Genomic DNA, 17,176 nt, shown 5'->3' with positions numbered 1-17,176 from the left:
TGTACTCTTTATGCGTAGGGAGAAAAGGGATGCAGCCGGCTGCTGAGCCGGTCAAAGTCAAGGTGATTCACGTTCTCCAGTTCACGGACCAGGGAATCGGGAAAGCCCGGGTTCATTCCTCCGCAGATCGCTGTGGAGATGGCCCCGATGGTATCCGTATCTCCGCCGAGCGACGCGCTGATTTTCGCGGAGGCCAGAGGGTCCCCTTCGGACAGCTTGATCACGGCGAGAACGGACGGAATGGTCTCGATGGTTTCCACCCCGGTGCCGACGACGTCATAGAGTTTTTTCATCGCCTCCGCCGCGGTGCGGTTTTGGATCAGCTGTTTTGCCAGCTTCATTCTTTCCGTGAGAGAAGCCGACGGGATCTGGAACCCGCTCGGTTTTGCCCGTACGGAAATCTCCTCCGCCAGCTCCCACATCGTAGGAATGTCGTTTCCTCCCGAAACAGCATAGCTGACCATCGCTGCGACAACGCTGGCGCCCTGAATGGCAATGGAGGTGTTGTGTGAGGGCTTGCAGATCGCGCTTACGCTGCCGATCAGGGCATCGGGGCGGCGGTAGTCGGAAAGAATTCCCACAGGGCTTATTTTCATTGCGGCGCCGTTTGTGGTGCCGAGCTTTCCGGTTACCTCCACGGATACACCCCGCTCGATCGCCTCCAAAGCCTTTAAGGTGCTGGGGCCGCATACAAGGGCGGCAACCTCCGATTCGTTTTTCCACGCGATGAGCCTTTTAAGATAGCTTTCCGTATTAATCGTGCCGTGATTTTCCGCGATCATGTCCGCGATCATGACGGTATTGATGGTATCGTCCGTAATTTCACCGGCAGACATGCTCCTGCCGAAAAAGTCGTCCGGTTGGGAGGGAAGAAACCCGTCAATCCCCTGCGGGAATCTGGAGCGGATGTGCTCCTGCGTCCAGAACTCCGTGGGCATTCCCATGGCGTCTCCATAGGCCCCGCCGATCAGAACGCCCTTGATTCTGGAATAGAGCGCCGTGTTTTTTTCAGTTTTCATTTAAGCCTCCGCCAATTTTCCGGCGTTTTCCTTTTTATTGGGCAGCACCCGGATCAGCTGCTCCAGATAATCGACGCTTTCACTGGTGGTTTCTACGATATCGAAATAGTCGTCGCTGTTTGTGACGAGAACAGGGGTAATCAGGCTGTAGCCTTCCTTCGTGATGGCGTCAATATCAAATTCCACCAATAGGTCGCCCTTTTTAACCCGGTTGCCCTGTTTTGTACGGATCGTAAAATATTTGCCGTTCAACCGGACGGTGTCGATTCCCACGTGAATTAAAATCTCGCATCCGTCGTCGCTGGTAATGCCGAGCGCGTGGCCCGTCGAAAACAGGTTGGAAACGATTCCGTCGCACGGGGCGACCAGTTTTCCCTCCGACGGCGAAATCGCGATTCCTTTTCCCAGAACGCCTTTTGAAAAGGACGCATCCTGCACGTTTTCCAGCTTGACGGTTTTACCTTTCAGAGGGGAATGAATCAGGAGATTGGCCGTTCCGTCGCCGCCGGACGCCGAGATGGCGCCGGGGTTTTGCTCGTTAAAGGTGAAGAAGGTCAGCAGGAAGGAAACAACCATGGAAATGAGGGTGGCGATAATGGCAATATAGAATCCGCCCATATCGCCGTTTGGATTAATAAACGCAACGGTGCCCAGCACGCCGACGCTTACCGCGTACATCTTCGCGCCGAACAGGGAAATAATCACGGCGCCTACGGTCGCACCGGCAATGCTGAAGGCAAAACGCTTTTTGACCGGCAGGGTGATTCCGTAAATCGCCGGTTCAATAATGCAGAAGCAGCCTGAAATCATGGCGGGAACGCAGATGTTTTTGATCTTTTTGTCTCTGGTTTTGCAGTAAACCGCCAGAACGACCGCCGTCTGCGTAAAGGAAGCGGTGAAGATCATCGGGATAATGTAGTCGGAGCCCACTGCCCCCATATTGGTGATGCCGATCGTAATCAGGGGCCAGTGCAGCCCCAGAATGACCAGCGGCTGATAGACAATGCCCACGACGATCGAGGTGATAACGGGGGACAGGTTGTTCAGGTAAGTAATGACGGCCGTTATCAGCAGGGAGAGAAAGTTGGCAATGGGTCCGACGGCAAGAATCGTCAGGGGAACGCAGACCGCTATTGTCAGAAAGGGGACGATCGTAAAGGCGACGATGTCGGGAATGTGATTTTTCAGGAATTTTTCAAATTTAGAGGTGAAATACATGGAAATGATGATGGGCACGACCGTGGAGGTATAACCCGTCGCCGGAAATATAACCGGGATACCGAAAAACGTTTTATAAACGGGCGTACTGAAAATGGTTCCGGCAAACAGAGTAAACAACGGGTCGCCTGATGTCAGGTTTGCCAATATGGTTGGAAAGACCAGACAGGCGCCGATCGCCATACCGACAAATCCGTCCATCTTGAATGCCTTCGCGGCGGTATAGCCCAGGAAAATGGGGAAGAAGTTAAACAGGGCGTTTCCCATCACGTTCAGAATGATGTACGCTCCGTCGGTGGTTTTTAGGACACCGCAGGCCACCAGAAGGGCCAGCATGCCCTGAATCAGGCCGGAGGCCATCAGAACCCCCAGAACAGGGGTGATCGATTTTGTAATAATCTGAATAATTCTGTTCAGAAGGGAATCACTCTTTTCCGCCGTTTGGGAATCGTCGCTTTTCAGTCCCAGAAAAGAGGACAGTTCTGCGTGGATTTCCCCCACCATTGTTCCGACCACCACCTGATATTCTCCGCCGGCTTTCTGCGCGGTGGCGATTTTGCTGTTGGAAGCGATGTTCGCTTCATTGATCAGCGAGTAATCCTTCAGATGGAACCTTAATCTCGTCATACAGTGGCTGACAGAAAGAATATTGTCTTTTCCGCCGACATTTTCGACAATGAACGATACCAGATCGCTGTATTTTGCCATTTTGATTTCTCCTTTTTTATGAATGGTTGTACGCTTGCTTACAGCATTTCCAATTGATTCTGCAACCAGGTTGCGTTCTTCCCCCGCCGAAGGCGGGGGAAGAACATGCTTATTTCGCCAACTGAAATGGAATGTCTGTAATTTATGTGCTGCTCATAGAGCGCTCAATGTGAATTGATAAATATATTTTTTCCTCGTCCGTGACCAACAGCCCGCATTCCGTTTCCAGATAATCCTCGATTTTGAGGACGCATCCGTAGGCCATGGAATACTTCTCCTTGACCATTGCAAACAACTCGTTGTCCATGGATTCATCGCTGTAGGTTTTGTTCGCCAGTGTCCTTTGGACAAAAAACCGCAGGTGGGTAATAAAGCGGTGGTAGGAAAGGGAAGTGACATCGAAGTCCCGGGCATAGGTGTACTTCACGATGTTTGTCAGGTCCTTCATGATCTGTGTGACGCGGTACATATCGTCGTCCGCATCCTTCTGGTCCGCATTGACAATGTGCAGGGCAATGAATCCCGCCTCGTCGTCGGGCAGCCGGATGCCGTACTGTTCCTCAATCAGATTCAGAGCCGTCAGGCCGAACCGATATTCCTCAGGGTAAAATCTCTGAATATCCCAGAGCAGGGAATTCCGGATATTCACGCCCTCCTTGAACCGCTTAATAGAAAAGCTGATGTGATCTGCCAGGGAGATATAAATTGCGTCACTGATCTTTTTCCCAAGCTGAAGCCGCGCCTCGTTGACAATGCGCTCCGCCAGCTTCAGCTGATCCAGCGGCAGCTTCATAATCAGTTCCTCAAGCCTTGCCGCCTGCGTTTTGTCCTGCAGGTAAAATATTTTTTCGACTTTGCCGGTTTCGACGGACGCACCGACTTTTTTGCCGAAGCAGACGCCTCTGCCCATAATGATTTTTTCGATGCCGTCCTGTTCTTTTACAATTGCGAAATTGTTGTTCAGAATTTTCACAATTTCCACGTTTTCACCCCCCCCTTTTGGAAAAACAAAAAAACCTATCATCCGTCCTGAACGGATGATAGGTTTAGCTTGTTTCATGAAACAACAATTACTACCCTGTGACCTTATTATAATAAAAAATTCATAATTGTCAATGACTATTTTACAAAAAAAGCGTTTGTTTTAAAATATTTGACAACAAATTGCCCGTATTTTATTTGAAAAGCGAAAAGCTTATCGGCTCCGGTAGAACCAGTGCCCGGTTGGAGTAACAGGAATAAGGCACGCCGCGTTCTCCCCGCTTTACGCGTCGGTTATTCTTCGATAAAGCCTTTCAGGCCCGCTTCATCCAGAATCTCCACCTCCCGGTAGCGGGCGGCGGTCCAACCCCTTTGGGCGAACCGGGTCAGGATACGGCTGACGGTCACGCGAGACACGCCCGCGAGCCCGGCGAGATCGTCGTGGGTGGCGGAAACGGTTCCGCTTTTTTCCAGGCTGAGCAGCAGCCGCGCAAGCCGCTGGTCGGCCTGCAGAAAGGTCATGGAATTGACCTGGGCGGAAAGCATGCGGATGGTCTGCGACAGGTAGGTCAGCAGGTACATGGCGAGCTGCGGCTCCCGGCGGATACAGTCCATCAGGCTTTGCCGGGTGACCGTGATGATCTCGGATTTTGCCAGCGTTTTGGCGCTGGAAACTCTCGGCATTCCGTCGAAAAAGGCCGCTTCGCCGAAGATGCTTCCTGGCTCCAGAACGGTGAGGGTTTTTTCCATGCCGTTTTCCGAGCTGAGGAAAATTTTTACCTTTCCGTGCTTTAAATAATAAAATTCACCGGCGGGGGCTTCCTGCCAGTAAATCATACGGTCTTTCCCGTAGCTGCGGGACGTGTGGGATTTTTCCAACACGCTCCCTATGTTTTTTTGCGGAAAAAGCTCCATTTTCCATCCCTCCTGTTTCTAGTTTTGCGTCGATCTTCGACTGCAAACCAAATCGGCGGTTGTCCCTGTCCCGGACGGGGGAAAACCGATAATATTTATATGATTATATCACATGTTACATTCTTTTTTCAAGTTTCCTGCCATAATACGATTAATGACACGTCCGCCTTCCGCCGTCCGATGCGGGAATGGTGGAAGGCGGACGGATGATAGGAGGATATCACGATGGGAATGACGATGACGCAGAAGATTCTGGCTGCGCACGCCGGGCTGGAGCATGTGGAGGCCGGGCAGCTGATCGAGGCGAAGCTGGATATGGTGCTCGGCAACGACATCACCTCGCCGGTGGCCATCAACGAGTTTGAAAAATGCGGGGCTTCGTCGGTTTTTGATCAGGATAAAATCGCGTTGGTGCTGGACCATTTTACGCCGAACAAGGACATCAAGGCGGCGGAGCAGTGCCGTCAGGTGCGCGGCTTCGCGGAAAAATATAGCATTACCAATTTTTTCGACGTGGGGCAGATGGGCATTGAACACGCGCTGCTGCCGGAAAAGGGGCTGGTCGGCCCGGGCGACTGCGTGATCGGCGCGGACTCCCACACCTGCACCTACGGCGCGCTCGGCGCGTTTTCCACAGGCGTCGGTTCCACCGACATGGCGGCGGGCATGATTTCCGGAAAGACATGGTTCAAAGTCCCTTCCGCCATCCGGATCGTGCTGAAAAACAAACCCGCCAAATGGGTCAGCGGCAAGGACGTGATCCTGCACCTGATCGGGATGATCGGGGTGGACGGCGCGCTGTACCGATCGCTGGAATTCACCGGCGAAGGGGTGAAGGCGCTTTCGATGGACGATCGTCTCAGCATTGCGAACATGGCGATCGAAGCCGGGGCCAAGAACGGCATCTTCCCGGTGGACGAAGTGACGCTTGCCTACGAAAAGGACCGCTTCCAGCGGAAACCGGTGGTCTACGCGGCGGACGAAGACGCCGTTTACGACGAGACCTATGAAATCGACCTGTCGCAGCTCAGACCGACGGTTGCGTTCCCGCATCTGCCGGAGAACACCAGAGTTATCGACGACGTGGGGGAAATCAAGATCGACCAGAGCGTGATCGGCTCCTGCACCAACGGGCGGATCGAGGACCTGCGCATCGCGGCTTCCATCCTGAAGGGCAGGAAGGTAGCCAGGCACGTGCGGTGCATTGTCCTGCCGGGCACACAGGCCATTTACCTGCAGGCCCTGCGCGAAGGGCTGGCGGAAATTTTTGTGGAGGCTGGCGCCGTGTTTAGCACGCCGACCTGCGGCCCCTGCCTCGGCGGGCATATGGGGATATTGGGCAAAGGGGAACGCGCGGTTTCCACGACAAACCGCAATTTTGTGGGCCGCATGGGACATGTGGAATCGGAGGTATATCTTGCCAGCCCGGCCGTTGCCGCGGCGAGCGCCGTGGCGGGCTGTATTGCCGACCCGGATAAACTGGACTGAGGAGGGCTTGAAATGAACGCACACGGATTTGTACACAAATACGGGGACAATGTCGACACAGACGTGATTATTCCCGCGAGATACCTGAACACCGCTTCCCACGCGGAGCTGGCGTCGCACTGCATGGAGGATATCGATCGGGATTTTGTAAAGAATGTAAAAAAAGGCGACATCATTGTCGCGGCGAAAAATTTTGGCTGCGGTTCGTCGCGCGAGCACGCGCCGATCGCGATTCAGGCCAGCGGGGTGTCCTGCGTGATCGCGTCCACCTTTGCCCGTATTTTTTACCGCAACGCTATCAATATCGGGCTGCCGATTCTGGAATGCGCGGAGGCCGCCGAGGATATCCGGGCGGGCGACGAGGTGGAGGTCGACTTTGACACCGGCGTGATTAAAAACCTGTCCAGCGGGAAAAGCTATAAGGCTCAGCCGTTTCCGCCTTTTATTCAGAATATCATCGCAAAGGGCGGATTGTTAAACAGCATCATGAAATAACGGGCCTACGGCTTTGTTACCATGAACTTTGAAGGGGGCGCTGCGGCGTTCCCTTTTTTTATGACGGAAACCCGCGTGCCCCGGAGCGGTACGGCAGGCCTGCAATTCATATATTATTTAAAAACTTTTATAAAAAATTCATGACTTTTCGGGGGAATTCCCTTATAATCAGATATATACATTCAGATTGGAGGCAGTTCCGTTCGGAATCAAAAATCAGGCGTATTTTCGCATGCCGTCCAATTCAAAACGCTGCGGCTGCGGGGTATGAAGGAGGAAGTAAAAAATGCCGGCTGGAAAAATTTTAGTGGTTGATGACGACCAGAATATATGTGAGCTGTTAAGGCTTTATATCGAAAAGGAAGGCTTTGAGGTTGCGATCGCCAACGACGGACGCAAGGCGCTGGAGGCTTTTGACGCGGAAGCCCCCGACCTAATTATGCTCGACATCATGCTGCCCGAGCTGGACGGCTGGCAGGTCTGCCGGGAAATCCGCAAGAAATCGCAGTGCCCGATCATCATGCTTACCGCAAAAGGCGAGGTCTTTGACAAGGTGCTCGGCCTGGAGCTGGGCGCGGACGACTACGTGGTGAAGCCGTTTGAGGCAAAGGAGGTCGTGGCCAGAATCAAAGCCGTGCTGCGCCGTCTGGGCAAAAACAGCGAGGAGCTGGTGAAAGAGGTCAAATACGACAAGCTTTCCATCAACCTTACAAACTACGAGCTGCGGGTCAACGGCGTTCAGATTGACACGCCGCCGAAGGAAATGGAACTGATTTACCACCTTGCGAGCAACCCGAACCGCGTTTTTACACGCGACCAGCTGCTTGACGAGGTGTGGGGCTTCGATTATTACGGCGACAGCCGGACCGTGGACGTACACGTCAAGCGTCTGCGCGAGAAGCTGGAAGGCGTCTCCGACAAGTGGGCGCTCAAAACAGTCTGGGGCGTCGGTTATAAATTTGAAGTTAAGGAATAAAAAATGCAGAAAACACTGTTTAAAAAGTATCTGCGGATTACCTCCTCGATTATTTTCATCAGCTTTCTGTTCCTGAGTTTCGTCATGCTGATTTTCTTTTCGAACTACTGGCAGACGGAAAAAAGGAACCTGCTGAGAAAGAATGCCCAGAGCGTGGCGGCAATCGCGGCGGACAGCGTTACTTCGGTGGAGGACAACGTCTATACGATCCACACCGACCGGATGAAGGCGTTTATCGCGGCCTTTTCCGACAACATCGACGCGGATATCTTTGTGACAAAGCTGAGCGGCCAGATTGTGATTGCCTCTTACGACAGCACCAGCGGGATCAACGACGGCCGGAATGTCAGCGACGAAATCATGAAAAAGGCGATCTCCGGCGGGTACAACAATCAGGGAACCATGGGCGGAATTTACAGCCAGCCTTATTACATTGTCGGGGTGCCGATCAACGTGGTGAATATCGACGGCAGCAAGACCGCCATTGGCGCCGTGTTCACGGCTTACAATGTGCGGTCGTTCAATTCCTTCCGCGGGGAAATCCTGCGGATGTTCCTGCTGGCCGCCATCGCCGCGTTTATGGTATCCTTCTGCGCGGTGTGGCTGTTCTCCTATAAACTGGTCCAGCCGCTGCGCAATATGGCCGCGGCGGCGCGCTCCTTCGGGGACGGAAATTTTTCCGTGCGCGTGCCGGTCACCAGCCAGGACGAAATCGGCCAGCTGGCGATCGCCTTCAACAACATGGCGAGTTCCCTCTCCACGGGCGAAAACGTAAGGCGCAATTTTATTGCAAACGTATCGCACGAGCTGAAAACACCGATGACGACGATCGCGGGCTTTATCGACGGGATTCTGGACGGCACGATTCCGGCGGAGAAAGAGAGCCACTATTTGAATATCGTCTCGCAGGAGGTCAAAAGGCTGTCCCGGCTGGTGCGCACCATGCTGGACCTTTCCAGAATCGACAGCGGCGAGCTGAAGCTCCGCCCGGGAAGGTTTGACCTGACCAATACGATTCTGATCGCGCTTCTGTCCTTTGAAAAGGCGATCGAAGACAAGAAGCTGGAAATTCGCGGGCTGGAGGATACGGAAAGCCTGTTTGTGGACGGCGATCCGGATATGATCCATCAGGTCGTGTATAATCTGATCGAAAACGCGGTCAAGTTTACCAACGTGGGCGGGTATATCGAGATCAGGATCCTTGACCAGCCCGACAGGAGCAGCGTCGTGATCAAAAACAGCGGCCCGGGCATTGCTCCGGAAGAGCTTTCGCTGATTTTCGACCGTTTCTACAAGACCGACAAGTCCCGCAGCCAGGATAAAAACGGGATGGGCCTGGGATTGTATATCGTGCGTACGATTATTAAGCTGCACGGTGGGGAAATTAATGTCAGCAGCGTGCAGAATGAATATTGTCAGTTTGAATTCTGGCTTCCCAAAATCAACGAGCCGCACCTGTTAAAGGACGGATCATCCGAGCAGGTCAAAGAATAAATCATTTTCAGAAAGGGTATTTCTTATGAGTGACAGCGAGTTCGATCACAATAACGGGGAAAAAGACCCGTGGGATACCGGAGAGATCAACCAGCCCGCGAACGAACAGCCCCCGGCAGCGGAGCAGGGGAGCGAACCGGAGCAGGAGCAGCCGGAGGAACAGCAGGGACAGGACGCACCTCCTTCCGAAGAACAGGAGGGCACGCCCGACGCGCCCGACCCGGAGCCGGACAGCCGGAATACGGAACAGGCGCCTCCTCCTTACGGCCAGCCGCCGTATCAGGATCCGCAGAATCCTTATCCGCCCTACGGTCAGTACAACAACAACCCGTATGGCCAGTATCATCAGCCCTACGGGAACTATAACGGCCCCTACGGCGGCTATCGTCAGGATCAGTACGGTCAGCAGCCGTACTGGTCGTATCAGCCGTACGGCGGTCAGCACCCTGACCAGAATCCGCAGGATCCGAAACCGCCCAAACGGAAAAACACCGGCCTGCGTGTGTTCCTCTGGATTCTGGGGGGACTGACGGCGGCATTCGTGCTGGGCTTCTGCATTTACGGCGTTCAGACGGCCATCAGCCAGCAGAGCGGCTGGCCGCAGAGCACAACCTCGCAGCCGGAATATAACGACGGGGAGGATTCCGCCAGTTCCGGGAGCGCATCCAGTCAGGCGCAGATCCAGGGCGGAATCAAGGGTGACGGAACCAATCCGAATTCTTCCGGAATTACGATTGTACCGGAGCCGGGCACCGGTCAGCTGAGCGCCAAGGACGTCTACAAGAACGTCGTGGAAAGCGTGGTCGGGGTGGAAACCACCGTGGCCGGCACAACGGCCAGCCAGGGCGGCGTGATTCAGGGCACCGGCATTGTGGCCAGCAAGGACGGATATATCCTGACGAACGCGCATGTGGTCAATTATTCCCGCGCGAACAAGGTAAAGGTCATCCTTCACGATAAAAAGGAATATGAGGCGACGGTCGTCGGCTACGACAAAACCTCAGACCTCGCCGTGCTGCGCATCAACGCGAGCAACCTGAGCGCCGCGGTGTTCGGCAATGCGAATCAGCTCGAAATCGGGGACGAGGTGATCGCTATCGGCAATCCGGGCGGCATGGAGTATTCCAGCTCCTTAACGGGCGGCTATGTGTCCGCGCTGAACCGCACCATCGAAAGCCACAGCGACAACGGCATGACCTACATCCAGACCGACGCGGCCATCAATCCGGGCAATTCCGGTGGTCCGCTGGTCAATATGTACGGGCAGGTCATTGGCATCAATTCCAATAAGATTGTCGCCACCGGCTACGAGGGAATGGGCTTTGCCATTCCCGTCAGCAAGGCGAAAACCATTATCGACGACTTGGTCGCGCGCGGATATGTCAGCGGGCGCAGCCGTCTGGGCATTACGGCGACCACCATCACCGATATCCAGTCGCAGCTTTCCGGCTATCCGACCGGCGTGATGATCCGTGAAATCAGCTCGGAAAGCGACCTGACGAAATCCGGCGTCGTCGTGGGCGACGTGATTACCAAGGCGGACGGCCAGGCGATCGCCAGTCTGGACGATCTGTACGCGGTGCTGAACAAGCACAAGGCGGGCGACACCATGTCACTGACTATTTTCAGAATGAGTACCGGACAGAGTACCACCGGCAGCACCCGGACGGTGAAAACCAAGCTGCTGGAAGACAAGGGCGAAACACAGGCGAAATAATGCAAAACAATGCGCCTCGACAGGGCTTTTCAAAGCCGTGCCGGGGCGCTTTCTTTTTCCGGGATTACGATGGATTTCAATAGAGCGGGGGAACAAACTCCTTCCGCCGCGGCGGGCGCGGCACCTCCCCTACGGAGGGAGGCGGGGATGGTCGTCCCGTCCTTTCGTTCCGGCGGTTTAACGATGTGTGCCGAGGAAAAACAGCGCGATGGTTCCCGGGCCGGAGTGCGCCCCGATCACCGGGCCGACGTAGTTGGTCACGACGGTCTTGACGCCGAATCTGCTTTTGACCTGTTCCGCCACATAGTCGGCGTCCTCCTGGGAATCGCCGTGGCTGATGAACACGACCTGCGAAGCGGGGTCGATTGCCGTTTCTTCCATATGGTCGACCAGCGCAGTGAGCGACGCGCGGCGGCCTCTGGTCTTTCCTACATTAATCAGGTGGCCTTCGTTGTCCACATGCAGAACGGGCTTGATGTTCAGCATGGTGCCGATCAGGGCGGTCGTCGCGGAGATTCTGCCGCCGCGTTTCAGGTGGTTCAGGTCTTCCACAGTGAACCAGTGGCAGAGGTGCAGCTTGTTCTCTTCCAGCCAGGCGCGCACCTCGTCGATATTTTTGCCGCTGCGTTTTTGCTGGACGGCATGGTAGATCAGCAGTCCCTGCCCCAGAGAAGCGCAGAGCGTGTCCACGGCGTATGCCCGGCGCTCCGGATATTTTGCCGCCAGCTCCTTGCAGGCCATCTGTGCGGCGTTGCAGGTGTTGCTCAGCCCGCTGGAAAACGCGATGCAGAGGACGTCTTTTCCGGACTGGAGAATCGGCTCCATTGCGCCGGCAAAGGCCTCCACATTCACCGCGGAGGTCGTACAGGTTTCCCCCGCGCGGATACGCCGGTAAAATTCCTGAAAGGAGAGCTCACGCCCGTCCAGATAATTGCGGTATTCCTTTTCCGCCAGATTAAAGGAGAGAGGGAGCACGGTAAGCTCCAAATCCCGGGCCATTTCCGCAGTCAGATCACAGGAGGAATCCGTCACTATGACAAAATCGTTCATACGCTTCTCCTTACCTTCTGTAATAAAATTACCCATTAAAAACAACCAATTTTAAGAATATCCACAGCATTTCCAGTTGATTCTGAAACAAGGTTGTGTTCCTTTCCCGCCAAAGGCGGGGGAGGAATATGTTTTATCTCGCAAACTGAAATAGAATTGCTGCAAAATTCTTTTATTATATATTCTATCATTTTTCAGTTAAAATATAAGTCGAATTTAGAATTAATTCGGGAATACAATATAAAAAATAAGATGATGTAATATGGAATATTAGGTTCAGCTAACAAAAAAAGGAACGGATTTCCGTTCCTTTTTTTGATGCCCTAATTTTCCTTGTTGTCCAGTATCTTACAGGAGATATAATAGGAAACCACGGAAAAAATCACGAGAAAAACGGGTGAGATTTTCAGCAGAAACAGAATCTGTGCGTCGCTCGGTGCGGCAAATCGCGCCTGTTTCAAAAGGTAAGCGCCGAGTGTGGGAATCAGAACGACCACCAGCAGCGCGAACCTTGCTTTCTGTGTTCCGAACCGGTAAAACAGCGGGATCAGAATTTCGCAGAGCAGCAGAGCCGCCCCGGAAGCGGCGTAGATAGTGAGACCGGTTTCTTCCGACAGACTGCCGGACAGCAGGTTCGCCAAAAACGGAATCAGGGCCGTCAGCAATATCAGCGAAAACGAAAGCAGATATTTGCTGAAAGCAAGCGTTCCTTTAGTGATGGGAAGGCTGAGCGCGTAGGTGTTCCATTTTGACAGTTCATCGTAGGCGAAGGAGTTGACGATGACAACAGTCGGCAGCATGGCGATCAGCGTGATAAAAATGGAGTTGAAGTGCTCGATTCCGTCGTCGGAGAGAAAAGAAAGAACGGCGTAAAAGGCGAAAATGACCAGCAGAAATTTCCCCTGCCTTTTCAGGTACAAAAGGTCTTTCCGTAAAAGTCCCGTCATGATCTGCCCCCCTTTACATAAATCAGCATGATATCGTCTATGGTGGCCGGGTCGACGACCAGGCCGGAATATTTCCGCCGAACGGCGTCCCGGTCCGTTACCAGCGCTTCATAGCCGAAATCGGTTTTGCGCCAGCGGACAAGATCGTCCGGATCGATCCGCTGGAAATCCTTCGGGCCGCATTTCACGATCCCGTACTGATAAATCAGGTCGTCCTTGGAGCGGTCGAAGATGATTTTTCCTTCGTGGATGAAAACGACATAATCCGCGACCTTTTCAAGATCGCCGGTAATGTGGGAGGAAAACAGGACGGAGTGGGATTCATCCTGAATGAAATCGAGGAAAATGTCGAGGATTTCGCTGCGCACGACCGGGTCAAGCCCGCTGGTCGCCTCGTCGAGAATTAAAAGGCGCGGGCGGTGCGCCAGCGCGCTGGCAATGCTCAGCTTCATTTTCATTCCCTTGGAATATTCTTTAATCGTTTTATTTTTCGGCAGCTTGAACTGGTTCAGATACCGGTTGAACAGCTCGTCGTCCCATGTCCGAAAGACCGACCGCAGGATGGAAGCGATGTCCCCGGCTTTAAACTCGCTGTGAAAGTAGCTTTCGTCGAACACCACGCCGATCTGTTCCTTGATTTTCTGTTCGTCCTTTCTGTTGTCCAATCCGAAAATCTGAACGGAGCCGCCGTCCCGCTTCATTTCATTTAAGATCAGCTTGATGGTGGTTGTTTTTCCCGCCCCGTTTTCGCCGACAAAACCGACGATGCTGCCGCTTGGGACCGTAAAGCTTACGTCCCGTAGATGAAACGACGGGTAATCCTTACAAAGATTGCTGACTTTGAGAATGTTGTCCATAGTTACCTCCATGGCGCTGTGCCAGAATTTTTAATCGCCGTTGTACAGCAGGGCGAGTATTTCGCTGAGCTCCTCCAGCGTAATTCTGCCCGACCTTGCCACATCCACGGCGCTTTGCAGAAGATTTTCCGCTTTGCGCAGCTGCTCCTCGCGGATAAACTCCATGTTTTTCTGCGCGACAAAGCTTCCCTTGCCGGCGACCGTTTCAATAAACCCCTCCCGCTCCAGATCTTCGTAGGCGCGTTTGGTGGTAATGACGCTGATGTGCAGCTCCTTTGCCAGCAGCCGCATGGACGGCAGGGCCTCGCCGGCCTGCAGCACGCCGGTGATGACGCTGTTTTTGATCTGCTCGGTAATCTGCTCATAAATCGGTTTCCCACTTGCGTTGCTAATGATGATGTCCAAATAATCACCTCGAAGCGAATCAGGCTGTCGATCAAGCCGCGCACACTTTTCCAACGCCCGACAGTTTTTTGATATGCTAATATTGTATATATCGTATATATACAATAACTCGTTTATTCTCCTTTGTCAAGAAATAATTTTTGGTTTCCTTTCCTCTTTTTGGGAAATAAACGGGGAAATGTACCGGAGGGTTGAAAGGAGGCTGAAGGTTTGGAAAGCAATTCGGAAACAGGCGAAAGAACCCGCAAACGGGTGCGCAGAGGATACGAAAGGCTGGCCTACGGCGGGATTGCGGACGCGGTGCGGCTGCTGTTTACGGAGGAACCCGATCTGACGGCGCTGGACAAAATGGACCTGTACAACATTGCGGAAATCAAGCGGCCGAAGGGCGGCGGGATGGAAATCAAATTTTTTGACCGCATCAAAGCCCTGCAGAGTCTGGAAGAGCTGAGCGGGACCGGAGGGGATTCCCTGCCGCTGTACCGCACTCTGCAGGAGTGCGCAAGGTCCCTCGGCGGGAGCGAAGATGGAGTTTAAGGCTTTTTCGAGAAAGCAGCTTCAGGCGCTTTCCTGGTGGTGCCCGGGCAGCCCGTATGAAGGCCGGGACGCGGTGATCTGCGACGGGGCGGTGCGCAGCGGAAAAACGCTCTGCCTCGGGATTTCGTTCGCCGCGTGGGCGCTCTGCCGCTTTCAGGACCGCTCGTTTGCCATCTGCGGCAAAACCATCCGCTCCCTGAAACGGAACCTGATTACCACACTGCTGCCGGCCCTGCAGGAATCGGGCTTCCGATGCGAGCTGAAGGCCGCGGAAAACCGGCTGGACATTTCCTGCGGAAAGCACAGCGACCGCTTCTATCTGTTCGGCGGGCGGGACGAAGGGTCGCCCGCGCTGATTCAGGGAATTACCCTTTCCGGCGTCCTGTTCGACGAGGTGGCGCTGATGCCCTGCTCGTTTGTGGAACAGGCGCTCGCGCGCTGCTCGGTGGAGGGTTCGAAATTCTGGTTCAACTGCAACCCGGAAAACCCGCAGCACTGGTTTTACCGCGAATGGATTCAAAAGGCGGAGCAAAAAAACGCGCTGTACCTGCATTTTACCATGGAGGACAACCCGTCGCTCAGCCCGCAGATCCGCGCGCGGTACCGCGGGCTTTACGCGGGGACGTTTTACGAGCGCTTCGTGCTTGGAAAATGGGTGGCGGCGCAGGGGCTTGTCTACCCGTTTATGACGGACCCAATGCTCTGCGCCGCGCCGAAGGGCTGCGAAAGCTACGCCGTTTCCTGCGACTACGGCACCGTGAACCCGTCCTCGTTCGGGCTGTGGGGAAAAAAGGAAGGCGTGTGGTACCGGGTGGACGAATATTATTACGATTCGCGCGCCGCCGGCGCTTCCCGCACGGACGAGGAGCATTACGCCGGGCTGGAACGGCTTTGTGGGGAACGCGAAATTGAGAGCGTCACCGTCGACCCTTCCGCCGCCAGCTTTATCGAGACGATCCGGCGGCACGGAAAATACCGTGTCCTGCCTGCGCAGAACGAGGTGCTCGACGGTATCCGGCAGGTCAGCGTCGCTTTGAAGCAGGGGGACGTGAAAATCTGCCGCAACTGCGCGGACGCGGTGCGGGAATTCGGCCTGTACCGTTGGAACGACGACAAAAGCCGGGACGCGCCGGTAAAAGAAAACGATCACGCGATGGATGATATCCGGTATTTTGTAACGACGCTTCTCCGCAGGGAGGACGCCTTTTTTGCAATTGCCGCGCCGCGCGGGAAAGGAGAGCAATGATAGGAAAAAGACAGAAACCGCAGCCGGTCGCCCGGGCGGTGCAGACCGCGGCATCCGCTTCGCCCTTTCCGGCGCTGGACAGCTACGTGCCGCTGCAGACAGGCGAAAACAGGCTTTACGCCGCGCTGCGCGAGGCGGTGCCGATCATCGACGCGGGCATCGATAAGATCATCCGGCTGATCGGCAGCTTTACCGTGCGCTGCGGCGGCGGGAATACGGAAGCCCGCCTGAATTCCTTTTTACAGAATGTAAAGGTGAATTCCATGGAGGCGGGCGTGCAGAGCTTTTTAAACGACTATTTGTCGCAGCTTTTGACCTACGGCAACGCGGTGGGGGAAATGGTGGTAAGCGGCGGGACCGTCGCCGCGCTGTACAACGCGGGGCTGGAGGATGTGGAGCTGAAAGCCGTCAGCCCTCTGCACACCGAGATTTACCGCCGCGAGCCGGGCGGAAGCGTAAAGCTGAAATACCCGGAGCTGGTGTTCTGCTCCGCGCTGAATCCCCCGCCCGGAAGCGCACGGGGGGTATCCCTTCTGCACGGGCTGCCGTTTGTCAGCGGAATCCTGATCCAGATTTACAATACCATCGGCGTGAACTGGGAGCGACTGGGAAACGTGCGCTTTGCCGTGACCTATAAACCCACGAACGACGCGGCGGACAGGGCTTACGCCAAGGAGCGCGCCCAGCAGATCGCCGGGGAGTGGAGCCGCGCGATGCGAAAGGACAGTGTGAGCGATTTTGTGGCCGTCGGGGATGTGAGCATCAAGGCGATCGGCGCGGACAACCAGATATTGGACAGCTCCGTTCCGGTGCGCGAAATGCTGGAGCAGATCGTGGCAAAGCTGGGTCTGCCGCCGTTTCTGCTGGGGCTTTCGTGGTCCTCCACCGAGCGAATGTCGAGCCAGCAGGCGGATATCCTGACCAGCGAGCTGGAAGCGTACCGCCGCATTCTCAATACGGTCATTCACCGTATCTGTTCCCTGTGGCTGCGGCTGAACGGGTACGAACCGGAGTTTACCGTGGAATGGGAGGATATTACGCTGCAGGACGAAATCGAGTCGGCAAACGCGCGCTACCTGAACGCCAAGGCGGCGCAGATGGAAGCCGCCGCAAAAACGTGAGA

General features: G+C 54.7%; 16 protein-coding genes. 8 read left to right on the top strand and 8 right to left on the bottom strand.

The features are described from left to right. Nucleotides 1-8: 8 nt before the first annotated feature. From LY85_RS10450 to LY85_RS10435, 4 genes are all read right to left on the bottom strand, one after another. Nucleotides 9-1,019 carry an ADP-ribosylglycohydrolase family protein gene (locus tag LY85_RS10450; protein ID WP_141826601.1) on the bottom strand — a complete coding sequence of 337 codons (1,011 nt, stop codon included), beginning with the start codon at nucleotides 1,017-1,019 and terminating at the stop codon, nucleotides 9-11. Then, complete coding sequence (locus LY85_RS10445; RefSeq protein WP_141826600.1) at nucleotides 1,020-2,945, bottom strand: beta-glucoside-specific PTS transporter subunit IIABC; 1,926 nt, start codon at nucleotides 2,943-2,945, stop codon at nucleotides 1,020-1,022. 142 nt (nucleotides 2,946-3,087) lie between these two features. Then, nucleotides 3,088-3,927, bottom strand: coding sequence for a PRD domain-containing protein (locus tag LY85_RS10440; RefSeq protein WP_185741187.1), 840 nt, complete (start codon nucleotides 3,925-3,927; stop codon nucleotides 3,088-3,090). Between the two features lie 293 nt (nucleotides 3,928-4,220). Then, complete coding sequence (locus LY85_RS10435; protein ID WP_141826598.1) at nucleotides 4,221-4,841, bottom strand: Crp/Fnr family transcriptional regulator; 621 nt, start codon at nucleotides 4,839-4,841, stop codon at nucleotides 4,221-4,223. 225 nt (nucleotides 4,842-5,066) lie between these two features. Here LY85_RS10435 and leuC point away from each other — a divergent pair, with 225 nt between their 5' ends. From leuC to LY85_RS10410, 5 genes are all read left to right on the top strand, one after another. Further along, nucleotides 5,067-6,329 (top strand): 3-isopropylmalate dehydratase large subunit, encoded by a 1,263-nt coding sequence (leuC, locus tag LY85_RS10430; RefSeq protein ID WP_141826597.1) that lies wholly within the window; start codon nucleotides 5,067-5,069, stop codon nucleotides 6,327-6,329. Nucleotides 6,330-6,341: 12 nt separating this feature from the next. After that, nucleotides 6,342-6,824, top strand: coding sequence for a 3-isopropylmalate dehydratase small subunit (leuD, locus tag LY85_RS10425; protein WP_141826596.1), 483 nt, complete (start codon nucleotides 6,342-6,344; stop codon nucleotides 6,822-6,824). A 286-nt stretch (nucleotides 6,825-7,110) separates the two neighbouring features. Then, nucleotides 7,111-7,800 carry a response regulator transcription factor gene (locus LY85_RS10420; protein ID WP_038326061.1) on the top strand — a complete coding sequence of 230 codons (690 nt, stop codon included), beginning with the start codon at nucleotides 7,111-7,113 and terminating at the stop codon, nucleotides 7,798-7,800. A 3-nt stretch (nucleotides 7,801-7,803) separates the two neighbouring features. Continuing rightward, nucleotides 7,804-9,294, top strand: coding sequence for a HAMP domain-containing sensor histidine kinase (locus tag LY85_RS10415; protein ID WP_141826595.1), 1,491 nt, complete (start codon nucleotides 7,804-7,806; stop codon nucleotides 9,292-9,294). A 25-nt stretch (nucleotides 9,295-9,319) separates the two neighbouring features. Further along, on the top strand, nucleotides 9,320-11,011 hold the full coding sequence (locus LY85_RS10410; RefSeq protein ID WP_141826594.1) for a trypsin-like peptidase domain-containing protein: 1,692 nt from the start codon (nucleotides 9,320-9,322) through the stop codon (nucleotides 11,009-11,011). Nucleotides 11,012-11,188: 177 nt separating this feature from the next. On the opposite strand, the gene LY85_RS10405 is transcribed toward LY85_RS10410, so the two are convergent. The 4 genes from LY85_RS10405 to LY85_RS10390 form a co-directional block, all read right to left on the bottom strand. Further along, on the bottom strand, nucleotides 11,189-12,061 hold the full coding sequence (locus LY85_RS10405) for a DegV family protein (protein WP_038326059.1): 873 nt from the start codon (nucleotides 12,059-12,061) through the stop codon (nucleotides 11,189-11,191). A 323-nt stretch (nucleotides 12,062-12,384) separates the two neighbouring features. Then, the gene (locus LY85_RS10400; protein WP_141826593.1) at nucleotides 12,385-13,008 is read right to left on the bottom strand and encodes an ABC-2 transporter permease; all 624 of its coding nucleotides are present in this window, start codon (nucleotides 13,006-13,008) and stop codon (nucleotides 12,385-12,387) included. Next, entirely contained in the window at nucleotides 13,005-13,865 is an 861-nt protein-coding gene (locus LY85_RS10395) for an ABC transporter ATP-binding protein (protein ID WP_141826592.1), read from the bottom strand. Before LY85_RS10395 ends, LY85_RS10400 begins: the two co-directional genes overlap by 4 nt. 30 nt (nucleotides 13,866-13,895) lie before the next feature. Then, nucleotides 13,896-14,270, bottom strand: a complete 375-nt coding sequence (locus tag LY85_RS10390) for a GntR family transcriptional regulator (RefSeq protein ID WP_141826591.1) — start codon at nucleotides 14,268-14,270, stop codon at nucleotides 13,896-13,898. Between the two features lie 210 nt (nucleotides 14,271-14,480). Here LY85_RS10390 and LY85_RS10385 point away from each other — a divergent pair, with 210 nt between their 5' ends. Genes LY85_RS10385 through LY85_RS10375 form a run of 3 tightly spaced genes read left to right on the top strand, consistent with a single transcriptional unit; the run spans nucleotide 14,481 to nucleotide 17,174 of the window. After that, complete coding sequence (locus tag LY85_RS10385) at nucleotides 14,481-14,807, top strand: hypothetical protein (RefSeq protein ID WP_141826590.1); 327 nt, start codon at nucleotides 14,481-14,483, stop codon at nucleotides 14,805-14,807. Next, the gene (locus tag LY85_RS10380; RefSeq protein ID WP_141826589.1) at nucleotides 14,797-16,053 is read left to right on the top strand and encodes a PBSX family phage terminase large subunit; all 1,257 of its coding nucleotides are present in this window, start codon (nucleotides 14,797-14,799) and stop codon (nucleotides 16,051-16,053) included. The genes LY85_RS10385 and LY85_RS10380 overlap by 11 nt, the downstream gene beginning before the upstream one ends. Then, nucleotides 16,050-17,174 carry a serine/threonine protein phosphatase gene (locus LY85_RS10375; protein WP_141826588.1) on the top strand — a complete coding sequence of 375 codons (1,125 nt, stop codon included), beginning with the start codon at nucleotides 16,050-16,052 and terminating at the stop codon, nucleotides 17,172-17,174. The genes LY85_RS10380 and LY85_RS10375 overlap by 4 nt, the downstream gene beginning before the upstream one ends. Nucleotides 17,175-17,176: the final 2 nt, after the last annotated feature.

Origin of the sequence: Clostridium sp. KNHs216 (assembly GCF_006714885.1) — a bacterium.
Lineage (GTDB): Bacteria > Bacillota > Clostridia > Oscillospirales > Acutalibacteraceae > Caproiciproducens.
Note: the sequence above shows the minus strand (reverse complement) of the source record. Positions and strands in the feature narration are given on the sequence as shown.